This is a genomic window from Lentzea sp. NPDC058436, from assembly GCF_042721515.1.
Lineage (GTDB): Bacteria > Actinomycetota > Actinomycetes > Mycobacteriales > Pseudonocardiaceae > Lentzea.
In genome coordinates, this window is sequence record NZ_JBHXLF010000013.1 from 39,345 (window position 1) to 57,316 (window position 17,972).

The window sequence follows — 17,972 nt, forward strand, 5'->3', positions numbered from 1 at the left end:
GCTTCGTGTCAGAGTATTCCGTCGAACGGCTCGCTGTAACGCGGAGGAGGAAAAAGGTGCACGGCGTCGAAGCTGTGGTGCTGGTCGGGGGCAAGGGCACCCGCCTTCGCCCGCTGACCCTGTCCGCCCCCAAGCCCATGCTCCCGACCGCGGGGGTGCCATTTTTGACGCACCTGCTGTCTCGGATCAAGGAGGCCGGCATCACGCACGTGGTGCTCGGGACCAGTTACAAGGCCGAGGTGTTCGAGGAGTACTTCGGGGACGGATCGAGGCTCGGGCTGGAGCTCGAGTACGTGGTGGAAGAGGTGCCGCTGGACACGGCGGGGGCGATTCGCAACGTGGCGGACAAGCTGCGTGAGCCCGACGTGATGGTGTTCAACGGCGACATCCTGTCGGGCGTCGACCTGACGGGGATCGTGGACACGCACCGCGAGCACGAGGCGGACGTGACGCTGCACCTGGTGAAGGTGGCGGACCCGCGTGCGTTCGGCTGCGTGCCGACGGACGACGAGGGGCGCGTGCAGGCGTTCCTGGAGAAGACGGAGAACCCGCCGACGGACCAGATCAACGCCGGTTGCTACGTGTTCCGGCGCGAGGTGATCGACGCGATTCCCGCCGGGCGGCCGGTGTCGGTGGAGCGCGAGACGTTCCCCGGGCTGCTGGAGGCGGGTAAGAGGTTGCAGGGCCACGTGGACGCCACGTACTGGCTCGACCTCGGCAAGCCGGAGGCGTTCGTGCAGGGGTCCGCGGACCTCGTGCGCGGCGTTGCTCCGTCTGCCGCGGTTGCACAGCCGGGCGACTACCTGGTGCTCGAAGGTTCTGCGGTGCACGAAGGTGCGACGCTGCGAGGCGGCAGCACGGTCGGTGCGAACTGCACGGTCGCGGACGGTGCTGTGCTCGACGGCGCGATCCTGTTCGACGGCGCCGTTGTCGGTGAGGGTGCCGTGGTCGAGCGTTCGATCGTGGGTGCCGGTGCGCTCGTGCAGGCCGGTGCGGTCCTCAGGGACGCCGTGGTCGGCGACTCCGCGGTGATCGGCGCGCGGTGCGAGCTGATCGGGGGAGCGCGGGTGTGGCCGGGCGTTGTGCTGCCCGAAGCCGGCGTGCGCTTCTCAACGGATGCCTAAGAGAGCCTGGACTCCACCGTTCCCACTGGATCTGGGCGCGGTGCTCGGCAGGCTGCGCCGCGGACCGGGCGACCCGTCCTTCAACACGGAGGGCGGCGTCTGGTTCGCGGCGAACACGCCGTGCGGTCCCGGCACGGTGCACATCACCAGGACGAACGGTGAGGTGCTCGCCGAAGCGTGGGGTGAGGGCGGGCCGTGGCTGCTCGACGGCCTGCCCGCGCTGCTCGGCGCGGACGACACGCTGGACGACTTCGTCGCCCACCACCCGGTCATCGCCGAGGCGCGCAGACAACGTCCCGGCCTGCGGCTCGGCGCCACGAACCGGGTCTGGGACCTGCTGTTCGCCTCGATCCTGGAACAGAAGGTCACCGGCACGGAGGCCTTCCGGACGTGGCGTGAACTCGGCCGCCGGTTCGGTGAGAGCGCTCCCGGACCGAAGCCGCTGAAGGTTCCCCCGACACCGCAACGGTTGCTGGGCCTGCAGGACTGGGAGTGGCACCAGTGCGGCCTCGACGGGGCACGCCGCCGAACGCTGATCAACGCGGCACAGGTCGCGCACCGGCTGGAGAAGGCCGCCGAGATGCGCAGCCGCGAGTTGCTGGAGAAGGTGCCCGGCATCGGCGTCTGGACGTCCGCCGAGGTGGCGCAACGGGCCTGGGGCGACCCGGACGCCGTGAGCGTCGGCGACTACCACGTCGCGAAGAACGTCACGTGGGCGTTGACCGGTACGCCGGGGGACGACGACGCGATGATGGCGTTGCTGGAGCCCTATCAGCCGCAACGCCACCGCGCGGTCATGTACCTGGAGGCGGCGGGCCTGAGGAGGCCGCGGCGAGCACCGAGGTTCTCGCCGCGCGACTACCGCAGGTTCTAGCGCAGACGGGCCAGCGCGCTGTCGATCAACGGGTGCAGGTCGTCCACGTTGTCCGGCAACGAGTCCAGCGGCCACCACTGCAGGTCCACCGACTCCGCCGAACGGACCGGTTGCGCGCCAACGGGTGCGCGAACCAGGAACCGCACGTCGAAGTGCCGCGTCGGCTTGCCGAGCGAGCACGTGATCGGGTGCACGTCGAGGTGGATCGGCGTCGGCTCGATGCGCAGCCCGCGCATGCCCGACTCCTCAGTGGCCTCCCGCAGCGCCGCCGCGACCAGCGTCTCGTCCTCCGGCTCGCAGTGGCCGCCGAGTTGCAACCACCGGCCCACGCGGGGGTGCAGCGTCAGCAACGCGTGCTCCCCGGTGGCGTCCAGCACCAGCGCTGAGGCCGTGAGGTGGCCGGGTTCGCAGGAACGCTGACAGGCGTCCTCACGGGCCGCCAGGAAGCCCAGGTAGGCCTCCTTCAACGCGTCCTGGCCCGTGAACCGGCTCAGCGTCGAGACGGCGTCGGCGTGCAGTGTCAAAGTTCGATCAGCCCTTCCAGCGGCTCGCGCGGAACGAGCGGCTCGACCGGGTGGCCGACCGCTACCGCGCCCAACGGTTCCCAGTCGCCGGGAACACCCAGCACGGAACGCACCACGTCCGCGCAGAAGATCGTCGACGACACCCAGCACGAGCCGAGCCCCTCGGCGGCCAGCGCCACCAGCAGGCCCTGCACGGCGGCGCCGCCGGCGACCGTGAACATCGTCTTCTCGGCGTCCGCGCGGCGGTCGTCGGGGTAGGTGTGTGCTCCGTCGCGCACCAGGAACGGCACGACGATCTCCGGCGCCTCGACCAGCAGGTCGCCGCGGCGCACCCGCTTCGCGATCTGTTCGGGGGTGAACCCGTCGGCGAGCAGGTCGGTCTCCCACTGCTCGCGCATCGCTCGCAGGAGTTCCGCGCGCTTCTCCCGCACCAGCACGAACCGCAGCGGCTTCGTGTGGTGCGGCGCGGGCGCTGTCAGTGCCGCGCCGACGGCCCTGCGCACCACGGCGAGGTCGACGGGCTCGTCCGAGTAGAACCGCACGGACTTGCGCAGCAGCACGGCTTCCGCGCGGCCCTGGGCCAGCGCCTCCTCCGTGCCGAGGCTGAACAGGTCGTCCTCGACCGGCCGGTTCAGGTCGCGCGCCGTGGACCCGTCGTCCACCACGTCGAACCCGCGCAGAACGGCCACCGGCACGGAGCCGAGCTTGCCCTTCACCAGGTCCGCGGCCGCGGCGATCTCGTCGGCGATCGCGACCATCGTCACGGCGAGCTGGTTGCCGTGCTCGTCGACCGAACCGGCGTAGTCGTGCAGCACGCGGATGCCGGACGCGCCGATCGCGGCGTCGGTCTGGCCCATCCGCCACGCGCGGCCCATCGTGTCGGTGATCACCACGGCGACCTCGACACCCAGCGACGACTTCAGCGCGGCGCGCAACGACGCCGCCGAACCGTCCGGGTCGACCGGGAGCAGCGCGATCTCGTCGCCCGCCACGTTCGAAGCGTCCACTCCGGACGCCGCCTGCACGATGCCGAGCTTGTTCTCGGTGATCAGCGTGCGCATCTTGCGGGCGAGCACGCGCACCGACTCCGCGTCCACGTGCTCGCGCCGGATCCTGTCCCGTTCCTCGGGATCGGCCGGCACGCGGACCAGTCGTCCCTCTACTTTGGACAGCACCTTCGACGTGACGACCAGCACGTCGCCGTCGCGCAGCCAGGGTGCGGCCTTCGCGATCGCGCCGGCCAGGTCGTCACCGGGGCGGAACTCCGGCAGGCCCGGTACCGGCAGCAGCTCCAGCGCCGCGGCGGCGTGGTCAGTCAACTTCGACTCCGGCCAGTTCCAGGGCGTCACGGGCCATCTGCGCCGTGGCGTCCACATCGGACATCAGCAGCGGAACCGCGCGAACCGCGACACCGGGCACGTCCGCGCGGTCGCCGGTGTGCACCAGCCACGCGTCGAGGATGCCGTCGTCGGAGCACTTGCGGGAGCCGTAGAGCCGCCCGACCGCCTCGGCCGAGGTCTCCACGCCGATCGCGTCCAGGCAGGCGTCGGCCATGCCCCGCAACGGTTTCCCGCCGACGATCGGGGACAGGCCCACGACGCCCGCCTCGGTCTTGCGCAACGCGTCGCGCACGCCGGGCACGGTGAGGATCGTGCCGACGCTCACCACGGGGTTGGACGGGGCGAGGACCACCGCGTCGGCCTGTTCGATCGCGTCCAGCACGCCGGGTCCGGCCGTCGCGGTCTCGGCGCCGACGTACGCGAACGACTTCGCGGGCAGACCGGCCCGGTGCTTGACCCACCACTCCTGGAAGTGGATGGCCTTCGTCTCACCGTCGAGCTCCACGACGACGTGCGTCTCGACCCTGTCGTCCGACATCGGCAGCAGCTTCACGCCCGGCTGCCACCGGTCGCACAGCGCCTCCGTCACCGCGGACAGCGGATAGCCGGCGCGCAACATGCGGGTGCGAACGAGGTGCGTCGCGATGTCCCTGTCACCGAGGCCGAACCACGTCGGCTCGGCGCCGTACGCCGCGAGCTCCTCCTTGACGGTCCACGACTCGTTCTCGCGGCCCCAGCCGCGTTCGGTGTCGATGCCACCGCCCAGCGTGTACATGCAGGTGTCGAGGTCGGGCGTGATGCGCAGCCCGTGCATCCAGACGTCGTCACCGGTGTTGACCACGGCGGTGACATCCGCCCCGAGCGCCTTGAGCCCCTGCAGGAACCTCGCTCCGCCGACCCCGCCGACGAGTGCTACGACCTTCACGCCCGCCCATGCTTCCACAGCGCCGATCCGCCCCTACAGGTAGCGCCAGAACATGAACGCGGACGCACCGGCACCCGCGTAACCCGGCTCACCGCCGATGGTCTGGAACAGCGACGCCGACACCTGGAAGAACAGCGCGCTGACCTCGGAGAAGCCGATCAGGACGGCGAACAGGACCAGCGGGGCCCACGGCCGGGCCTTCGCGCCGAACTGCTGGGCCTTGTAGGGCAGGAACGGCTCCAGCGCGCCCCAGCCGTCCAGACCGGGCACGGGGAGGATGTTCAGCACGAACGCGAGCACCTGCAACAAAGCAAGGTACGAAATCGCGGAGGCCAGTGCGGCCGGCGGCGAGAAGACCGCGACGACGAGGGCGAGCAGGACACCGATCACGAGGTTCGAAACCGGTCCCGCGAGTGAGACCAACGACTCGATCTTCTTCGACCGCAGCGCGTGGTGGTTGATCCACACGGCGCCGCCCGGAAGCGGGATTCCGCCCATGACCAGCAGCACCAGCGGCAGCACGATGCTGAGCACCGGGTCGGTGTAACGACGGATGTCGAGGGTCAGATAACCCTTGTCGCGTACGGAGAAATCGCCGCCCTTGTACGCAACGGCGGCGTGCCCGAACTCGTGCAGGCACAGCGTCACCGCCCACCCGGCGAGTACGAAGAGGATGGTGCCCGAGATGATGGCGACGTCGCCTTCGAGCAGGGTGAGGGCGGCCCCCGCGGCCGTCGCCGCGAGCAGGCCGAGGAAGAGTGGGCTGGGGCGAACCGCTGATCGCTTCACCCCTCCAGTGTGGCGTGTCGGCTGGCGTTGTGGGCCGATCGAGGACCGGTTGCGACACACGAATCACTGTCTGTGCGGTCCGTCAAGGTTTTTGGGGCCATCCGCGCGAATATCCCCCGACGTGTGGACTCCGCTTGACCGCCCGCTGTGACGCAGGTGTAATCACATCGGTGTCATTCGTCGTTGTGGGAACGGCGTCTGGCGTCCGCCAACCGGGGAGAGCGGAAGGCGAGGAGGCGGACGAAATGCAGGAATTCGAAGAGCTCGAAGAAGATCACGTCACGCAGCCGGTCGCGCAGGGCGAGCTGTCGTACCTGTTCGACCCTGCCGACGAGCAGGACTGGCAGGAGCGCGCGCTCTGCGCCCAGACGGATCCCGAGGCGTTCTTCCCCGAAAAGGGTGGTTCGACGCGGGAGGCCAAGCGCATCTGCCTGGGCTGCGAGGTTCGTTCGGAGTGCCTGGAGTACGCGCTCCAGCACGACGAACGCTTCGGCATCTGGGGCGGTCTCTCGGAGAGAGAACGCCGCAAGTTGAAGAAGCGAGCCGTCTAGTCGGTCAGAAGTGTGATCTTTCTGCCTTAACTTGAGGACGTGACAAGTCCTCACCCGAGGCTCCGGACGGCGCCGGTGCTGTGCGTCCTGGTCTGCCACGACGGCGACCAGTGGCTCAGCACGGCGCTGTCCGCCTTGCGGCGCCAGCGAATCCGTCCACGGCACGTGATCGCTGTCGACACCGGGTCGACGGACGCCACGGCGAAAGTCCTGGCAGAGGCCGGAGATCTGCTGGACGGCGTGCTGAGCGCACCGCGGGGCACTGGCTTCGGCACCGCCGTGCGCATCGCCGTCGAGCACGCCGTCGAACGGTGGGGCGATCCCGGCAGGTGGCTGTGGCTGTTGCACGACGACAGCGCGCCCGAACCCGACTGCCTCGCCTCTTTGCTGACCGCCGCCGAGGTGTCGCCGTCGGCCGCCGTGCTGGGTCCGCTGTGCCTCGATTGGGTGGATTCTCGTCTGGTCGTCGAGGCAGGTCTGTCGACGGATTCTTCAGGACATCGACAGACGGGTCTCTCATCAGCGGAACATTCCGCATCGTTTCAGCAGAGCACCGAGGTTCTCGCCGTCTCGTCGGCGGGATCGTTGATCAAACGTGAGGTTTGGCACTCGCTCGGCGGCTACGACGAAGCGATGCCGCTGCTGCGCGACGATCTCGACTTCGGCTGGCGCGCTAATCGCTCAGGTCATTTGGTCCTGTGCGTACCGGTCGCACGCATGCGACATGCCCGCGCCGCAACTAAAGGCGCACGCCGTTTGGACGCGGCGATGGCACGGCCCGGTCCGTCATTTCGTGGCGTCGACCGCGCGCACGGCATGCGCACTTTCTTGGTCAATTGTTCAGGTTTCTCGTTCCTGATCGGACTTCCGCGGCTGCTGTTCCTGTCGCTCCTGCGGGCCCTGGGCTTCCTGTTCCTCCGGCGTTTCGCGGACGCACACGCCGAGGTCGGCGCGGCCCGCTACCTCCTGACAAGAGGCCGTCTGCTCGAAGGCCGCCGCGCCCGCAGGGGCTCCGCCGTCGTCCGCGGGCTCTTCACCAGCAGACTCACCCGGCTGCGCAACGCGATCCGCGCCGGCGCCGCGTTCCTGATCCGCCGCCGCGTCGAGGCCGACGCCGCCCTGGGTCGTTTGCCCGCAACCGATTCCGGTTCCGCGTGGCTCGAACCGTCCGAAGTGGACTCACGCCCGGTCGGCCCGTCCGCGCTGCCCGCCGGTGCCTCGCGCGGCCGCCCGCGCGTCGCCGGCCTGCGCCGCCCACCCGTCGTCGTCTCCGTGGACGCCGCCCTGCCCGGTGCCCTGCGTCCGTCACCACGCCCCCGCCCATCACCGGGCCCGCGCGCCTCTCCCGGTGTGGTCTTCGTCGAGGTCGACCAGTCGCGGGTGCTGCGCTCCCTGCTGCTGGCGCCCCCGGTCCTGCTGCTGCTCAGCCTGTCCGCGGTCGCGCTGATCGCGAACTGGTCCCGCCTCGGCCTCGACCTCGCGGGCGGCCGCCTGCTCCCGGTCGGCTCGGCGGGGTCGGTCTGGTCGACGTACCTGTCGTCGTGGCACCCGGTCTTCGGCGGTACCGCGGCCCCGGCCCCCGCCGCACTGGCCGTGCTGGGCCTGGTCCCCGGCGGCCCGTCGTTCGCCGTGGCGATGTTGCTGCTCGGCGACATCCCCCTCGCCGCGTTGTCGGCGTACATCGCGTCACGAGGCTTGCGCGTACGACGTTCCGTGCGCGCGGTGGTGGCCGCCTTCTACGGCCTGCTCCCCGTGGCAACGACGGCCGTGTCCGAAGGCCGCCTGGACGTCGTAGTGGTGCACATCGTCACGCCCGTGGTCTTCGCCGGCGTGTATGCCGTCTTGCGCGCGTCATCCACCCACGCCTGGTTGCCGATGGCCTCCGGCACCGCCATCGGCGTCGCAGTCCTGGGTGCCTTCTCACCCCTGACGCACGTCGTGGTGATCGTCGGCTCTCTCGTGGGCTTCATCGCGGTGACAGGCGGCGCGCGCCGGATCGCAGCCTTGTTCGCCATCGTGCTTCTGCCGATGGCGCTCCTCCTGCCGTGGCCCGCCGTCCTGCTGCAACACCCCGAGAAGGTGCTCAACGGCCTGGGAGCGGCCTTCGAGTCGTCGCCACCGAACCTGATCGTGTGCTCGGTCTTCGTCGCCGCCGGTTTCGCCGCCGCCGTACTGCGGCCGAGCGTCCTGATGCTGCCGGGCCTGCTCGTGATCGTCCTGGCCATCGGCGCGCTCGCCGCCGTGGCCGCCGTCGGGGCCTGGCCGGGAACGCCGTTGGTGATCCTGGCGTGGGGACTCGTGTGCGTGGTGCTGGCGGGTTGTCAGCGCGGGGTGCCGCCGGGCATCGCCAGGCTGGCCCGCGTGCGCCGCGCCGTGTACGTCGTCGGCGTGGTGACGCTGGTCAGCCTCGGCGTCGCAGGCTTCCTGGACCTGCGCTCCGGGCCGCTGAAGGCCGACGGCGGGGTGGCGTTGAACACGTCGCTGACGGCTGAACTGGAGCGGTCGGGGCGGTCGGTGCTGATCCTCGGGTCGCCTGCGCGTCAGATCGCCGGGCGGATGCCCGCCTTCGGTGACGACGACCTGGTGCCCACCGCCTCGTCGCCTGCACGGTTGCGCCGATGGAACTCCTCGCTGCTGGAGGGGGCCCCTCCTGCGGTGAAGATGGCCTTGGCCCAAGCGGCTGCTTCGGGGGTCTCGTTCGTCGTGCTGCCGTCCGACTCCGCCGCCGCGAAGGTCCGTGAGGCCGCCGGGGAGTTGGTGTCCGAGGCACCTCGTGCCACGGACGGGCGACCCGTGCTGCGGGTGCGGCTGGCCGCAGACACCGGGGTGTTGCTGGCGCCCGACCTGGCTCGCCGCGCCCGGACCGGCGGGGAGCCGCCGGACTCGTTGTCAGCCGATGGGGTGGCGCCCGTGAACGTGACGCTGCCCGACGTGGCGGTGAAGGTGTCGCCCGGCGGGGAGGGGCGCGTGCTGGTGCTGACCGCCGAGGACGAGCCGGGGTGGCGGGTGTTCGTCGACGGGGTGCAGGTGCCCGTGGTGCGGGCCTGGGGTCACCTGATCGGGGTGCCGTTGCCGTCCGGCGGGGCCGAGGTTCGGGTGTCGATGTCGACGACGCTGCGGGACTTCCTGCTGCTGGGGCAGGCGGCGGCGCTGTTGTTCACGCTGCTGACCGCGGTGCCCACCCGGCGACGAGGGTGACGGGTCGCTCAGCTCTCGCACTGAGGGCTGAGCGGTGTGAGAGGGGTCTCAGCCCTCGTCCACCACGTCGGGGTCCAGCCCCAGGTAGTTCGCGACCTGCTCCACCAGCACGTCGTGCACCAGGTCGGCCAGGTCCGCCCCGTCCTTCGCGCGCGCCTCCAGCGGGCGGCGGTAGAGAACGATCCGGGCACGGTTGTCGGAGCCGGCGGGCAACAGGCGGGCCAGGGGGACGTTGCCGTCCTCCACCACGCCGTCCTCGCCCTCGACCTGCACCTCGGGGACGTCGTCGACGGCCACGTCGAGCTGCGTGAGCTCGGTGCGCCAGCGGGTCTCGATGGGCTCCAGCGCCTCGATGACCAGGGCGTCGAAGCGTTCCGCGCGGGAACGGGCGGCGGGGAGGGTGGCCGGGTACAGGGGGCCGCGCAGGCCCCGGCCGTGCCGGTCGCGGTTGCGCCGACGCGGCGAATTCTGCCGTTGTGAACCCCGTGCCATCACCACAACCGAGCAGCCTAGTTGCTCCCCCGGAGGACTAAACACAGCGTGCCTCACACACAGCCTCCCGCGGACGCGCTATCGTCCCGGATCGTGCGGAGCGTGAGACGGTGCTCGCGAACCGGGTGTGCTAACCCGGCTGTCGCCACGCTCACCTACGCCTATGCGGACTCCACCGCGGTCGTCGGGCCGCTTGCCACGTACTCCGAACCGCACAGTTACGACCTGTGCGAGGAGCACGCGTTGCGGCTCACGGCGCCTCGTGGTTGGGAGGTCGTGAGGCACCAGGGTGAGTTCGCGGCGCCCGAGCCGAGTGTGGACGACCTGACGGCGCTGGCCGAGGCCGTGCGGGAGGCTGGACGGGCTGATGTCAGCCCCAAGCTTCCCGACGTGCCTGCGGGCTCTCACAGGCGTGGGCACCTTCGGGTGCTGCCCGATCCGCACGAGGACTGAACCGACCACACGCACCACTAATCTTCTCGCCGGTAGGCTGCCCGGTCAGTGGCCGTCAAGAGCGAGTTCCCTGGGAGTGTGCGGCGTGCGTGACCTGTCCGGCATCGTCAAGGCGTACGACATCCGCGGGGTGGTCGGCGAACAGTTGGACGCCGGTTTGGTCCGCGACTTCGGCGCCGCCTTCGCGCGCCTGGTCGGTGGGCCCGCCATCGTCATCGGTCACGACATGCGCGACTCGTCGCCCGAGCTCTCGCGCGCGTTCGCCGAGGGCGCGCAGGCGCAGGGCGTGAACGTCATCAGCATCGGTCTGGCCAGCACGGACATGCTCTACTTCGCGTCCGGCAAGCTCGACCTGCCGGGTGCCATGTTCACCGCGAGCCACAACCCGGCGCAGTACAACGGCATCAAGATGTGCCGCGCGGGCGCGTCGCCCGTGGGCCAGGACACCGGTCTCGGCCAGATCCGCGAGGACGCCGAGAGCCAGGTCCCCGACGCCGAGGGCGTCGAGAAGGGCACGTTCGAGGAGCGCAACATGCTCGTCGACTACGCGGCCTACCTCAACGAGCTCGTCGACCTGAAGACCATCCGCCCGCTCAAGATCGTCGTGGACGCGGGCAACGGCATGGGCGGCTACACGGTGCCGCAGGTCTTCGAGGGCCTGCCCATCGAGGTGATCCCCATGTACTTCGAGCTCGACGGCAGCTTCCCGAACCACGAGGCGAACCCGCTCGACCCGAAGAACATCGTCGACCTGCAGGCCCGCACCAAGGCCGAGGGCGCCGACGCCGGTGTCGCGTTCGACGGCGACGCGGACCGCTGCTTCGTCGTGGACGAGAACGGCGACCCGGTCAGCCCGTCCGCGATCACCGCGCTGGTGGCCGTGCGCGAGCTCGCCAAGGACCCCGGCGGCACGATCATCCACAACCTGATCACTTCGCACGCCGTGCCGGAGATCGTCGAGGAGCACGGCGGCAACCCCGTGCGCACGCGCGTCGGCCACTCGTTCATCAAGGAGGAGATGGCCAAGACGGGCGCCATCTTCGGTGGCGAGCACTCCGCGCACTACTACTTCCGCGACTTCTGGCGTGCCGACACCGGCATGCTGGCCGCGCTGCACGTGCTGGCCGCGCTCGGTGAGCAGGACGGTCCACTGTCGACGCTGACCGAGGTCTACAACCGCTACGCCGCCTCCGGTGAGATCAACTCGACCGTCGCCGACCAGGCCGGCCGGATCGCCGCCATCAAGGACGCGTACGGCTCCAAGGACGGCGTCACGATCGACGAGCTGGACGGTCTCACCGTGCAGCTGGCGGACGGGTCGTGGTTCAACCTGCGGGCCTCGAACACCGAGCCGCTGCTGCGCCTGAACGTCGAAGCCGCCACCCCCGAGGCCGTCGCCGCGCTGAGCGACGAGGTCCTCGCGATCGTGCGGGCCTGAGGAGAGAACACCGTGGCCGTCAAGCTCGAAGAGCAGTTGCTGGAGATCCTCGCCTGCCCGTGCCCCGAGCACGCGCCGCTGCAGGTCGGGACGCCAACCGATCCGGAGGCTGACTTCCTCACGTGCACCGCGTGCGGTCGTTCGTTCCCGGTGCGCGACGGCATCCCGGTGCTGCTGCTGGACGAGGCGGTCGAGCCGCCGTCGGCTGGGTGACGTAGGTGCTCGACGACACGCTGCTCGACGACTCGAGCCGCCTCGCCGACGCCGACACGGGCGGCTGGCTGCGCGCCGCCGCCCGTGCGGGTGCGCAGGTCCGTTCCACCGCCGAGGCCGCGGCCGAGGCGGGGGTGGAGCGGATCTTCTCCGAACGCCCGCGCGCCGTCGTGCTCATCGCCAGGCCCGGCCACTCGGTCGCGGTCGCCGGCGTCGTCATGGCGTTGCTCGGCTCCGGCTGCGCGGTGCCGGTCGTGGTGTCCGACGAGGTGCCGCCGTGGGTCGGCGCCCTCGACGTGGTGCTCGCCCACACCGAGGACCCGGGAGACCGGGTGCTCGCCGAGTCGATCGACAGGGCGGTCCGCCGGGGCGCCAGGACGTTGCTGACGGCGCCGGACTCCGGTCCGATCGCCGCGGCCGCCGCCGGACGCGCCGTGCTGCTGCCGCCCCGCGTCGACGTGCCGCCGGGCTTCAGCTTCCCGCGCGCGCTCGCCGCGTGGCTGCTGGTGCTGCACTCGCTCGGGCTGCTCAAGACCGACGTCGAGCTGATCGCGGACGAGCTCGACCGCGAGGCCGAGCGCGACCACCCGATGCACGAGTCGTTCGTGAACCCGGCGAAGTCGCTGGCGCTGCGCGTCGCCGACCGCACGCCGCTGCTGTGGGGCCTCGACGAGGTCGCCACGGCGGTCGCCGCGCACGGAGCGGGCGTGCTGGCGACGTTCGCCGGGGTCGCCTCCGACGTCGCCGGGTACCAGCAGGCGATCACGCGTTCGGTGCTGCACCGCCGCGCGGTGCAGGGAACCTCGGGCGCTGACCTCTTCGCCGACCCGGACGACGAGCCGGGCACCGGACTCCTGCGGGTGCTGTTGCTGGCCGTGCGCCAGGGCCCGGCGGCCGACGCCATGAGGCACGCCGCCGAGGACTCCCTGCCGGGAGCAGACGTGCTGGAGCCGGCCGTCGAGGTGGCGGGAGGCGACGCGGTCACGGCCGCGCTGCTCGCGCTCCGCTTCGAACTGGCCGCGCTGTACCTCGGGCTGGCCGCCGGAACTCTCGGCGGCAACCCGTACTGATTTGGGAGCTGACTCAGACGTGGACCTGCTGCACAACGCGGTAAGGCCGTACGCGTGGGGTTCACGCACGGCCATCGCCGAGCTGCTCGGGAAGGAGGTGCCCGCACCCCATCCCGAGGCAGAGCTGTGGATGGGCGCCCATCCCGGCGACCCGTCCCGCGTCGTCGGCGCGGACGGCGTCCAGCGCTCGCTGCTCGACCTGCTGACCGAGAACCCGGACGGACAGCTCGGTCAGCGCGTGGCGCAGAGGTGGGGCAGCAGGCTCCCGTTCCTGATCAAGGTGCTCGCCGCCGAGGAGGCGCTGAGCCTGCAGGCGCACCCGTCCGCGGCGCAGGCGGCAGAGGGCTTCGCCGCCGAGGAGAAGCGCCTCGTGCCGCTGGACTCCCCGGTGCGCAACTACAAGGACCCGGCCGCGAAGCCGGAGCTGGTCTGCGCCCTGACCGAGTTCCACGCGCTGGCAGGCTTCCGCGATCCGGCCAGGACGGTCGCGTTGCTGCGCGCGCTGGACGCCCCGGCCCTGGCGCCGTACACCGAGATGCTGGTCGCCCAGCCGGACCCGTCGGGCCTGCGCGCGTTGTTCACGATGCTGATCACGCTGCCGCAGACGTCGTTGTCGTTGCTGCTCCCGCAGGTCCTCGACGCGTGCGTGCTGCACGTGAAGGAGCACGGCGAGTTCGACCTGGAGTGCCGCACGATCCTGGAACTGGGCGAGTCCTACCCCGGCGACGCGGGCGTGCTGGCGGCCCTGCTCCTCAACCGCATCGTGCTGCAGCCGGGCGAGGCCATCCACCTGCCCGCAGGCAACCTGCACGCGTACCTGCGCGGAACGGGCATCGAGATCCTGGCGAACTCGGACAACGTCCTGCGCTGCGGCCTCACGCCCAAGCACGTCGACGTGCCCGAACTGCTGCGCGTGCTCGACTTCACGTGCGGCGACATGGAAGTGCTGCTGGGCGAGGAGACCCAGCCGGGCGTCCGCGTCTACCGCACGCCCGCGCCGGAGTTCGAACTGTCCAGGTTGGACCTGGCGGGCGAGACGCGGATCAACCACGAGGGCCCGCAGATCATGATTTGCACCGAGGGCGCCGTGGTACTCACGAACGCGCGCGGCGAGGAACTGCGGCTGGCACGCGGTCAGTCCGTGTGGCTGCCGGCATCGGATCCGGCGGTGATCATCCGCCCGGATGGTGTCGATTCCGCCGAACTTTTCCGCGCCACGGCGGGAACCGACTAAGGTTCGCCCGGACAAACCGGACTGGTTGCGAGGAGACAGGCGTGTCAGCAGGGGGCGGGACCAAGGCGATCGTCGCGGCATTGGTGGCGAACGCCGGTATCGCGGTGGCCAAGTTCGTAGGATTCTTGATCACCGGCTCGTCGTCGATGCTCGCCGAGTCGGTGCACTCGGTCGCCGACACGTCGAACCAGGGCCTGCTGCTGCTCGGCCAGAAGACGGCCCAGCGCAAGGCGACCAGGCTGCACCCGTTCGGCTTCGGCCGCGACCGCTACTTCTGGTCGTTCGTGGTCGCGCTGATGCTCTTCACCCTCGGCTCGGTGTTCGCGCTGTACGAGGGCATCCACAAGCTGCAGCACCCCGAGGCGCTCTCCAGCCCGATCGTCGCCGTCGGCATCCTCGTCGTCGCCATCGGCCTGGAGTCCTACAGCTTCTACACGGCGATCGTCGAGTCGAAGAAGATCAAGGGCGACGCCACCTGGTGGCAGTTCATCCGCAACTCCCGCACGCCGGAGCTGCCGGTCGTGCTGCTGGAGGACGCGGGCGCGCTGATCGGCCTGGTGCTGGCGCTCATCGGTGTCGGCCTCGCGACGATCACCGGCAACCCGGTCTTCGACGCGCTCGGCACGGTCGCCATCGGTGTGCTGCTGGGCGTCATCGCGGTGATCCTGATCATCGAGATGAAGTCGCTGCTGATCGGTGAGGGCGCGTCCGACAAGGACCTCGACGTCATCGTCGACGAGCTGGCCGCCGGCAAGGTGCAGCGCGTCATCCACATCAAGACCCAGTACATCGGCCCTGACGAGATGCTCGTGGCCGCGAAGATCGCGCTGGAGCCCCGGCTGCCGCTCGACGAGGTGGCGCAGGCGATCAACGACGCCGAGCAGCGGGTGCGGAACAAGGTGCCGCAGGCCCGGCTGATCTACCTGGAGCCTGACCTGGACCGGTCCACGGTCGCCAGCTCCTGACCTTCCTTCGAAGCCGCCCCGGGTGAAAGCCCGGGGCGGCTTCGTCGTTCACGAGACAGAACACCGGACAAACCCGCGGTGAACGGCTATGGCCGTCTCACGTGGTGGATACCTCTAGGGTGGCCGAATCGGTTTCCATCAAGGAGGTATGCACCGTGCCGGGGAACGGGTTGTGGCGCACGAAGTCGATCGAGCAGTCGATCGCGGACACGGACGAGCCGGGCACCAAGCTCCGCAAGGACCTGACGGCCTGGGACCTCACGGTCTTCGGCGTCGCGGTCGTGATCGGTGCCGGCATCTTCACCCTCACCGCGAGCACCGCGGGCAACATCGCGGGGCCGTCGGTCTCGCTGTCCTTCGTCCTGGCGGCGATCGCCTGCGCGCTGGCCGCGTTGTGCTACGCCGAGTTCGCCTCGACGGTGCCGGTCGCGGGCAGCGCGTACACCTTCTCCTACGCGACGTTCGGCGAGTTCGCCGCGTGGATCATCGGGTGGGACCTGGTGCTGGAGTTCGCGGTCGGTTCGGCCGCGGTCGCCAAGGGCTGGTCGGCGTACCTGCAGACGACGTTGGGGCTCTTCGGGTTCGACGTGAAGACAGAGATCGGTGACGGCATCAAGTTCGACTGGGGCGCCGTGCTCCTGGTCGGGGTGCTCACGGTCCTGTTGGTCGTCGGCACGAAGCTGAGCTCGCGGGTCAGCGCGGTCATCACGGCCATCAAGGTCGCGGTGGTGCTGCTCGTGATCGTGCTCGGCATCAGCTACATCAAGGCGGAGAACTACTCGCCGTTCATCCCGCCGGCGGCCGAGGGCGGTCCCGCCGCGCACACCGGCGTCGAGCAGTCGCTGTTCTCGCTGATCACCGGCTACTCGGGCAGCACGTACGGTGTGCTCGGCATGCTGGCCGCCGCCAGCATCGTGTTCTTCGCGTTCATCGGTTTCGACGTCGTGGCGACCACGGCGGAGGAGACCAAGAACCCGCAGAAGGCCGTCCCGCGCGGCATCCTCGGCTCGCTCGCGATCGTCACCGTGCTCTACGTCGCCGTGACGCTGGTGATCACCGGCATGGTGCCGTACACGAAGCTCGCCACGCAGCCGGACGGCACGCGCGCCACGCTCGCGAGCGCGTTCTCGGACAACGGGGTCGACTGGGCGGCGACGGTGATCTCGGTCGGCGCGCTCGCCGGTCTCACCACCGTCGTCATGGTGCTGATGCTCGGCCAGAGCCGCGTGCTGTTCGCGATGTCGCGTGACGGCCTGCTGCCGCGCGGTCTCGCGAAGACCGGCAGCCACGGCACGCCGACCCGCATCACGATCATCATCGGTGTGCTGGTCGCGGTCGCCGCGGGCTTCTTCCCCGCGGGCAAGCTCGAAGAGATGGTGAACGTCGGCACGCTGTTCGCGTTCATCCTCGTCTCCGCAGGCGTGATGGTGCTCCGCAAGACCAGGCCCGACCTGGAGCGCGGTTTCCGCGTGCCGCTCGTGCCGCTGGTGCCGATCCTCGCGATCCTCGCCTGCGCCTGGCTGATGCTGAACCTGACCGCGCTCACGTGGATCCGGTTCCTCATCTGGATGGCGCTCGGCGTGGTCGTCTACTTCGTCTACAGCCGGCGCAACTCGGTGCTGGGCAAGTCCGGCCAGGCGAAGGTGGAGCCCGAACCGGTGGTCAAGCGCGGCGAAGAGCCGGGCCACTAGGTGTTGACCAACTAATCTGCGCACCATGGAAGACGCGCGGTGGCTCTCGGAGGAGGAGGGGAACGCCTGGCACCACTTCGTCCAGGCGTACCACCTCCTCGAGAGGCAGATCGAACAGCAGTTGCAGCGCGACGCGGGCCTCTCGCACGCGCAGTACAACGTGCTGGTCGTGCTGTCCGAACAACCGGGCAACCGCATGCGCATGACCGAACTGGCGCGCAGGGTCGTGGTGTCGAAGAGCTCGCTGACCTACCAGATCGGCAAGCTGGAGAAGTCGGGACTCGTGCGGCGCGAACCGCACGAGTCCGACGAGCGCGGCATCCTCGCCGTGCTGACCGAGGCGGGCAAGGACCTGCTGCGCACGACCGCGCCGGGCCACGTCGGGACCGTGCGCGAGTACCTCGTCGACCTCTTCACGCCGGAGCAGCTCGCGCAGCTCGGGGCGTTCATGCAGACGGTGCACGAGAAGGCGGACGACTAGGGGAGCGTCAGCAGTCCGCGTTCGTCCAGCCACGAGGCCACGTCGTCGGGCCCGTGCCGCGTCACGTCGAACTCGAAGACCGGCAGCGCCGACTTCGCCGCCAGCTCCCGCAGTTGCCGCTGTTCCTCGACGAACGGCTCCAGCGACACGTACTGCTTCGGGTTCGCGCTGATCTTCAGCCGCTCCTCCCGCGCTTCCGCGAACGTGCCCTCGGGACGGGTGCACAGCACGATCGCGAAGTTGAGCGGCTTCAGCCGTTCCTCCAGCCAGCCGAAGTCGAACTCGCGCCCCTGCCGTGCCTGATAGGCCAGCGTGGACAGGTGGAACCGGTCGACGATCCACGAGTAGTAGCGCTGCAGCTCGAACATCCGCACCCACGTCTCGTAGGTCTCCATCGCGTGAGCGGTCTCCTCCACATCGAAGTCGATCAGCCCACGTCCCCACGGTTCGTTGCTGAACCCGCTCCACTCCGCAGAGATCAACGGCGAGTGGTACCGGTACCGGCGGTGCCCGACCAGCGCGGGGTGTTCGTTCAACGCGAAGGCCAGGTCCGTCTTGCCGGTCAGCCGCGTGCCTTCGAGGATCACCTTGGGCGTGAGCTTCATGATGG

At 70.1% G+C, this 17,972-nt stretch carries 18 protein-coding genes; 12 read left to right on the top strand and 6 right to left on the bottom strand.

What is annotated here, in order from left to right:
* Window positions 1–56: 56 nt before the first annotated feature.
* Together ACFWN2_RS32920 and ACFWN2_RS32925 are read left to right on the top strand one after the other, a co-directional pair.
* A complete protein-coding gene (locus tag ACFWN2_RS32920; RefSeq protein WP_382434140.1) occupies window positions 57–1,124 on the top strand; it encodes a sugar phosphate nucleotidyltransferase in 1,068 nt (355 codons plus the stop codon).
* Window positions 1,117–1,998: a DNA-3-methyladenine glycosylase family protein gene (locus ACFWN2_RS32925; RefSeq protein WP_382434141.1), complete on the top strand. Its 882-nt coding sequence runs from the start codon at window positions 1,117–1,119 to the stop codon at window positions 1,996–1,998. The genes ACFWN2_RS32920 and ACFWN2_RS32925 overlap by 8 nt, the downstream gene beginning before the upstream one ends.
* On the opposite strand, the gene ACFWN2_RS32930 is transcribed toward ACFWN2_RS32925, so the two are convergent.
* Genes ACFWN2_RS32930 through ACFWN2_RS32945 form a run of 4 tightly spaced genes read right to left on the bottom strand, consistent with a single transcriptional unit; the run spans window position 1,995 to window position 5,576 of the window.
* The gene (locus tag ACFWN2_RS32930) at window positions 1,995–2,522 is read right to left on the bottom strand and encodes an NUDIX hydrolase (protein ID WP_382434142.1); all 528 of its coding nucleotides are present in this window, start codon (window positions 2,520–2,522) and stop codon (window positions 1,995–1,997) included. The two genes, ACFWN2_RS32925 and ACFWN2_RS32930, sit on opposite strands and share 4 nt — an antisense overlap.
* Window positions 2,519–3,841, bottom strand: a complete 1,323-nt coding sequence (locus ACFWN2_RS32935) for a coenzyme F420-0:L-glutamate ligase (protein WP_382434143.1) — start codon at window positions 3,839–3,841, stop codon at window positions 2,519–2,521. The genes ACFWN2_RS32930 and ACFWN2_RS32935 overlap by 4 nt, the downstream gene beginning before the upstream one ends.
* Complete coding sequence (gene cofD, locus ACFWN2_RS32940) at window positions 3,834–4,787, bottom strand: 2-phospho-L-lactate transferase (protein ID WP_382434144.1); 954 nt, start codon at window positions 4,785–4,787, stop codon at window positions 3,834–3,836. Before cofD ends, ACFWN2_RS32935 begins: the two co-directional genes overlap by 8 nt.
* 33 nt (window positions 4,788–4,820) lie before the next feature.
* Window positions 4,821–5,576 (bottom strand): site-2 protease family protein, encoded by a 756-nt coding sequence (locus tag ACFWN2_RS32945; RefSeq protein ID WP_382434145.1) that lies wholly within the window; start codon window positions 5,574–5,576, stop codon window positions 4,821–4,823.
* A 245-nt stretch (window positions 5,577–5,821) separates the two neighbouring features.
* Here ACFWN2_RS32945 and ACFWN2_RS32950 point away from each other — a divergent pair, with 245 nt between their 5' ends.
* Window positions 5,822–6,127: a WhiB family transcriptional regulator gene (locus ACFWN2_RS32950; protein WP_330854146.1), complete on the top strand. Its 306-nt coding sequence runs from the start codon at window positions 5,822–5,824 to the stop codon at window positions 6,125–6,127.
* A gap of 39 nt (window positions 6,128–6,166) precedes the next feature.
* A complete protein-coding gene (locus ACFWN2_RS32955) occupies window positions 6,167–9,325 on the top strand; it encodes a glycosyltransferase (RefSeq protein WP_382434147.1) in 3,159 nt (1,052 codons plus the stop codon).
* Window positions 9,326–9,373: 48 nt separating this feature from the next.
* On the opposite strand, the gene ACFWN2_RS32960 is transcribed toward ACFWN2_RS32955, so the two are convergent.
* Window positions 9,374–9,817, bottom strand: coding sequence for a metallopeptidase family protein (locus tag ACFWN2_RS32960; protein ID WP_382434148.1), 444 nt, complete (start codon window positions 9,815–9,817; stop codon window positions 9,374–9,376).
* 93 nt (window positions 9,818–9,910) lie between these two features.
* On the opposite strand from ACFWN2_RS32960, the gene ACFWN2_RS32965 reads away from it, so the two are divergent.
* The 8 genes from ACFWN2_RS32965 to ACFWN2_RS33000 all read left to right on the top strand — a co-directional run bounded on the left by ACFWN2_RS32965 (window position 9,911) and on the right by ACFWN2_RS33000 (window position 17,362).
* Entirely contained in the window at window positions 9,911–10,270 is a 360-nt protein-coding gene (locus ACFWN2_RS32965; RefSeq protein WP_236216914.1) for a DUF3499 domain-containing protein, read from the top strand.
* Window positions 10,271–10,355: 85 nt separating this feature from the next.
* The gene (locus ACFWN2_RS32970; protein ID WP_382434150.1) at window positions 10,356–11,708 is read left to right on the top strand and encodes a phosphomannomutase/phosphoglucomutase; all 1,353 of its coding nucleotides are present in this window, start codon (window positions 10,356–10,358) and stop codon (window positions 11,706–11,708) included.
* Window positions 11,709–11,720: 12 nt separating this feature from the next.
* Window positions 11,721–11,921, top strand: coding sequence for a Trm112 family protein (locus ACFWN2_RS32975; protein ID WP_382434151.1), 201 nt, complete (start codon window positions 11,721–11,723; stop codon window positions 11,919–11,921).
* A gap of 5 nt (window positions 11,922–11,926) precedes the next feature.
* Window positions 11,927–12,991 carry a hypothetical protein gene (locus ACFWN2_RS32980; protein WP_382434153.1) on the top strand — a complete coding sequence of 355 codons (1,065 nt, stop codon included), beginning with the start codon at window positions 11,927–11,929 and terminating at the stop codon, window positions 12,989–12,991.
* Between the two features lie 19 nt (window positions 12,992–13,010).
* Window positions 13,011–14,225 (top strand): mannose-6-phosphate isomerase, class I, encoded by a 1,215-nt coding sequence (gene manA / locus ACFWN2_RS32985; RefSeq protein WP_382434154.1) that lies wholly within the window; start codon window positions 13,011–13,013, stop codon window positions 14,223–14,225.
* A 41-nt stretch (window positions 14,226–14,266) separates the two neighbouring features.
* Entirely contained in the window at window positions 14,267–15,190 is a 924-nt protein-coding gene (locus ACFWN2_RS32990) for a cation diffusion facilitator family transporter (RefSeq protein WP_382434155.1), read from the top strand.
* 155 nt (window positions 15,191–15,345) lie between these two features.
* A complete protein-coding gene (locus tag ACFWN2_RS32995) occupies window positions 15,346–16,881 on the top strand; it encodes an amino acid permease (protein ID WP_382434156.1) in 1,536 nt (511 codons plus the stop codon).
* A gap of 25 nt (window positions 16,882–16,906) precedes the next feature.
* A complete protein-coding gene (locus ACFWN2_RS33000) occupies window positions 16,907–17,362 on the top strand; it encodes a MarR family winged helix-turn-helix transcriptional regulator (RefSeq protein ID WP_382434157.1) in 456 nt (151 codons plus the stop codon).
* Here the strand turns inward: ACFWN2_RS33000 and ACFWN2_RS33005 are convergent.
* Window positions 17,359–17,967: a hypothetical protein gene (locus ACFWN2_RS33005; RefSeq protein WP_382434159.1), complete on the bottom strand. Its 609-nt coding sequence runs from the start codon at window positions 17,965–17,967 to the stop codon at window positions 17,359–17,361. The two genes, ACFWN2_RS33000 and ACFWN2_RS33005, sit on opposite strands and share 4 nt — an antisense overlap.
* Window positions 17,968–17,972 lie beyond the last annotated feature (5 nt).

Bases quoted from the DNA above. Each gene is read 5' to 3' on its own strand.
- ACFWN2_RS32960 (WP_382434148.1), bottom strand. From the start codon at position 9,817: ATGGCACGGGGTTCACAACGGCAGAATTCGCCGCGTCGGCGCAACCGC.
- ACFWN2_RS32950 (WP_330854146.1), top strand. From the start codon at position 5,822: ATGCAGGAATTCGAAGAGCTCGAAGAAGATCACGTCACGCAGCCGGTC.
- ACFWN2_RS33000 (WP_382434157.1), top strand. From the start codon at position 16,907: ATGGAAGACGCGCGGTGGCTCTCGGAGGAGGAGGGGAACGCCTGGCAC.
- ACFWN2_RS32925 (WP_382434141.1), top strand. From the start codon at position 1,117: ATGCCTAAGAGAGCCTGGACTCCACCGTTCCCACTGGATCTGGGCGCG.
- ACFWN2_RS33005 (WP_382434159.1), bottom strand. From the start codon at position 17,967: ATGAAGCTCACGCCCAAGGTGATCCTCGAAGGCACGCGGCTGACCGGC.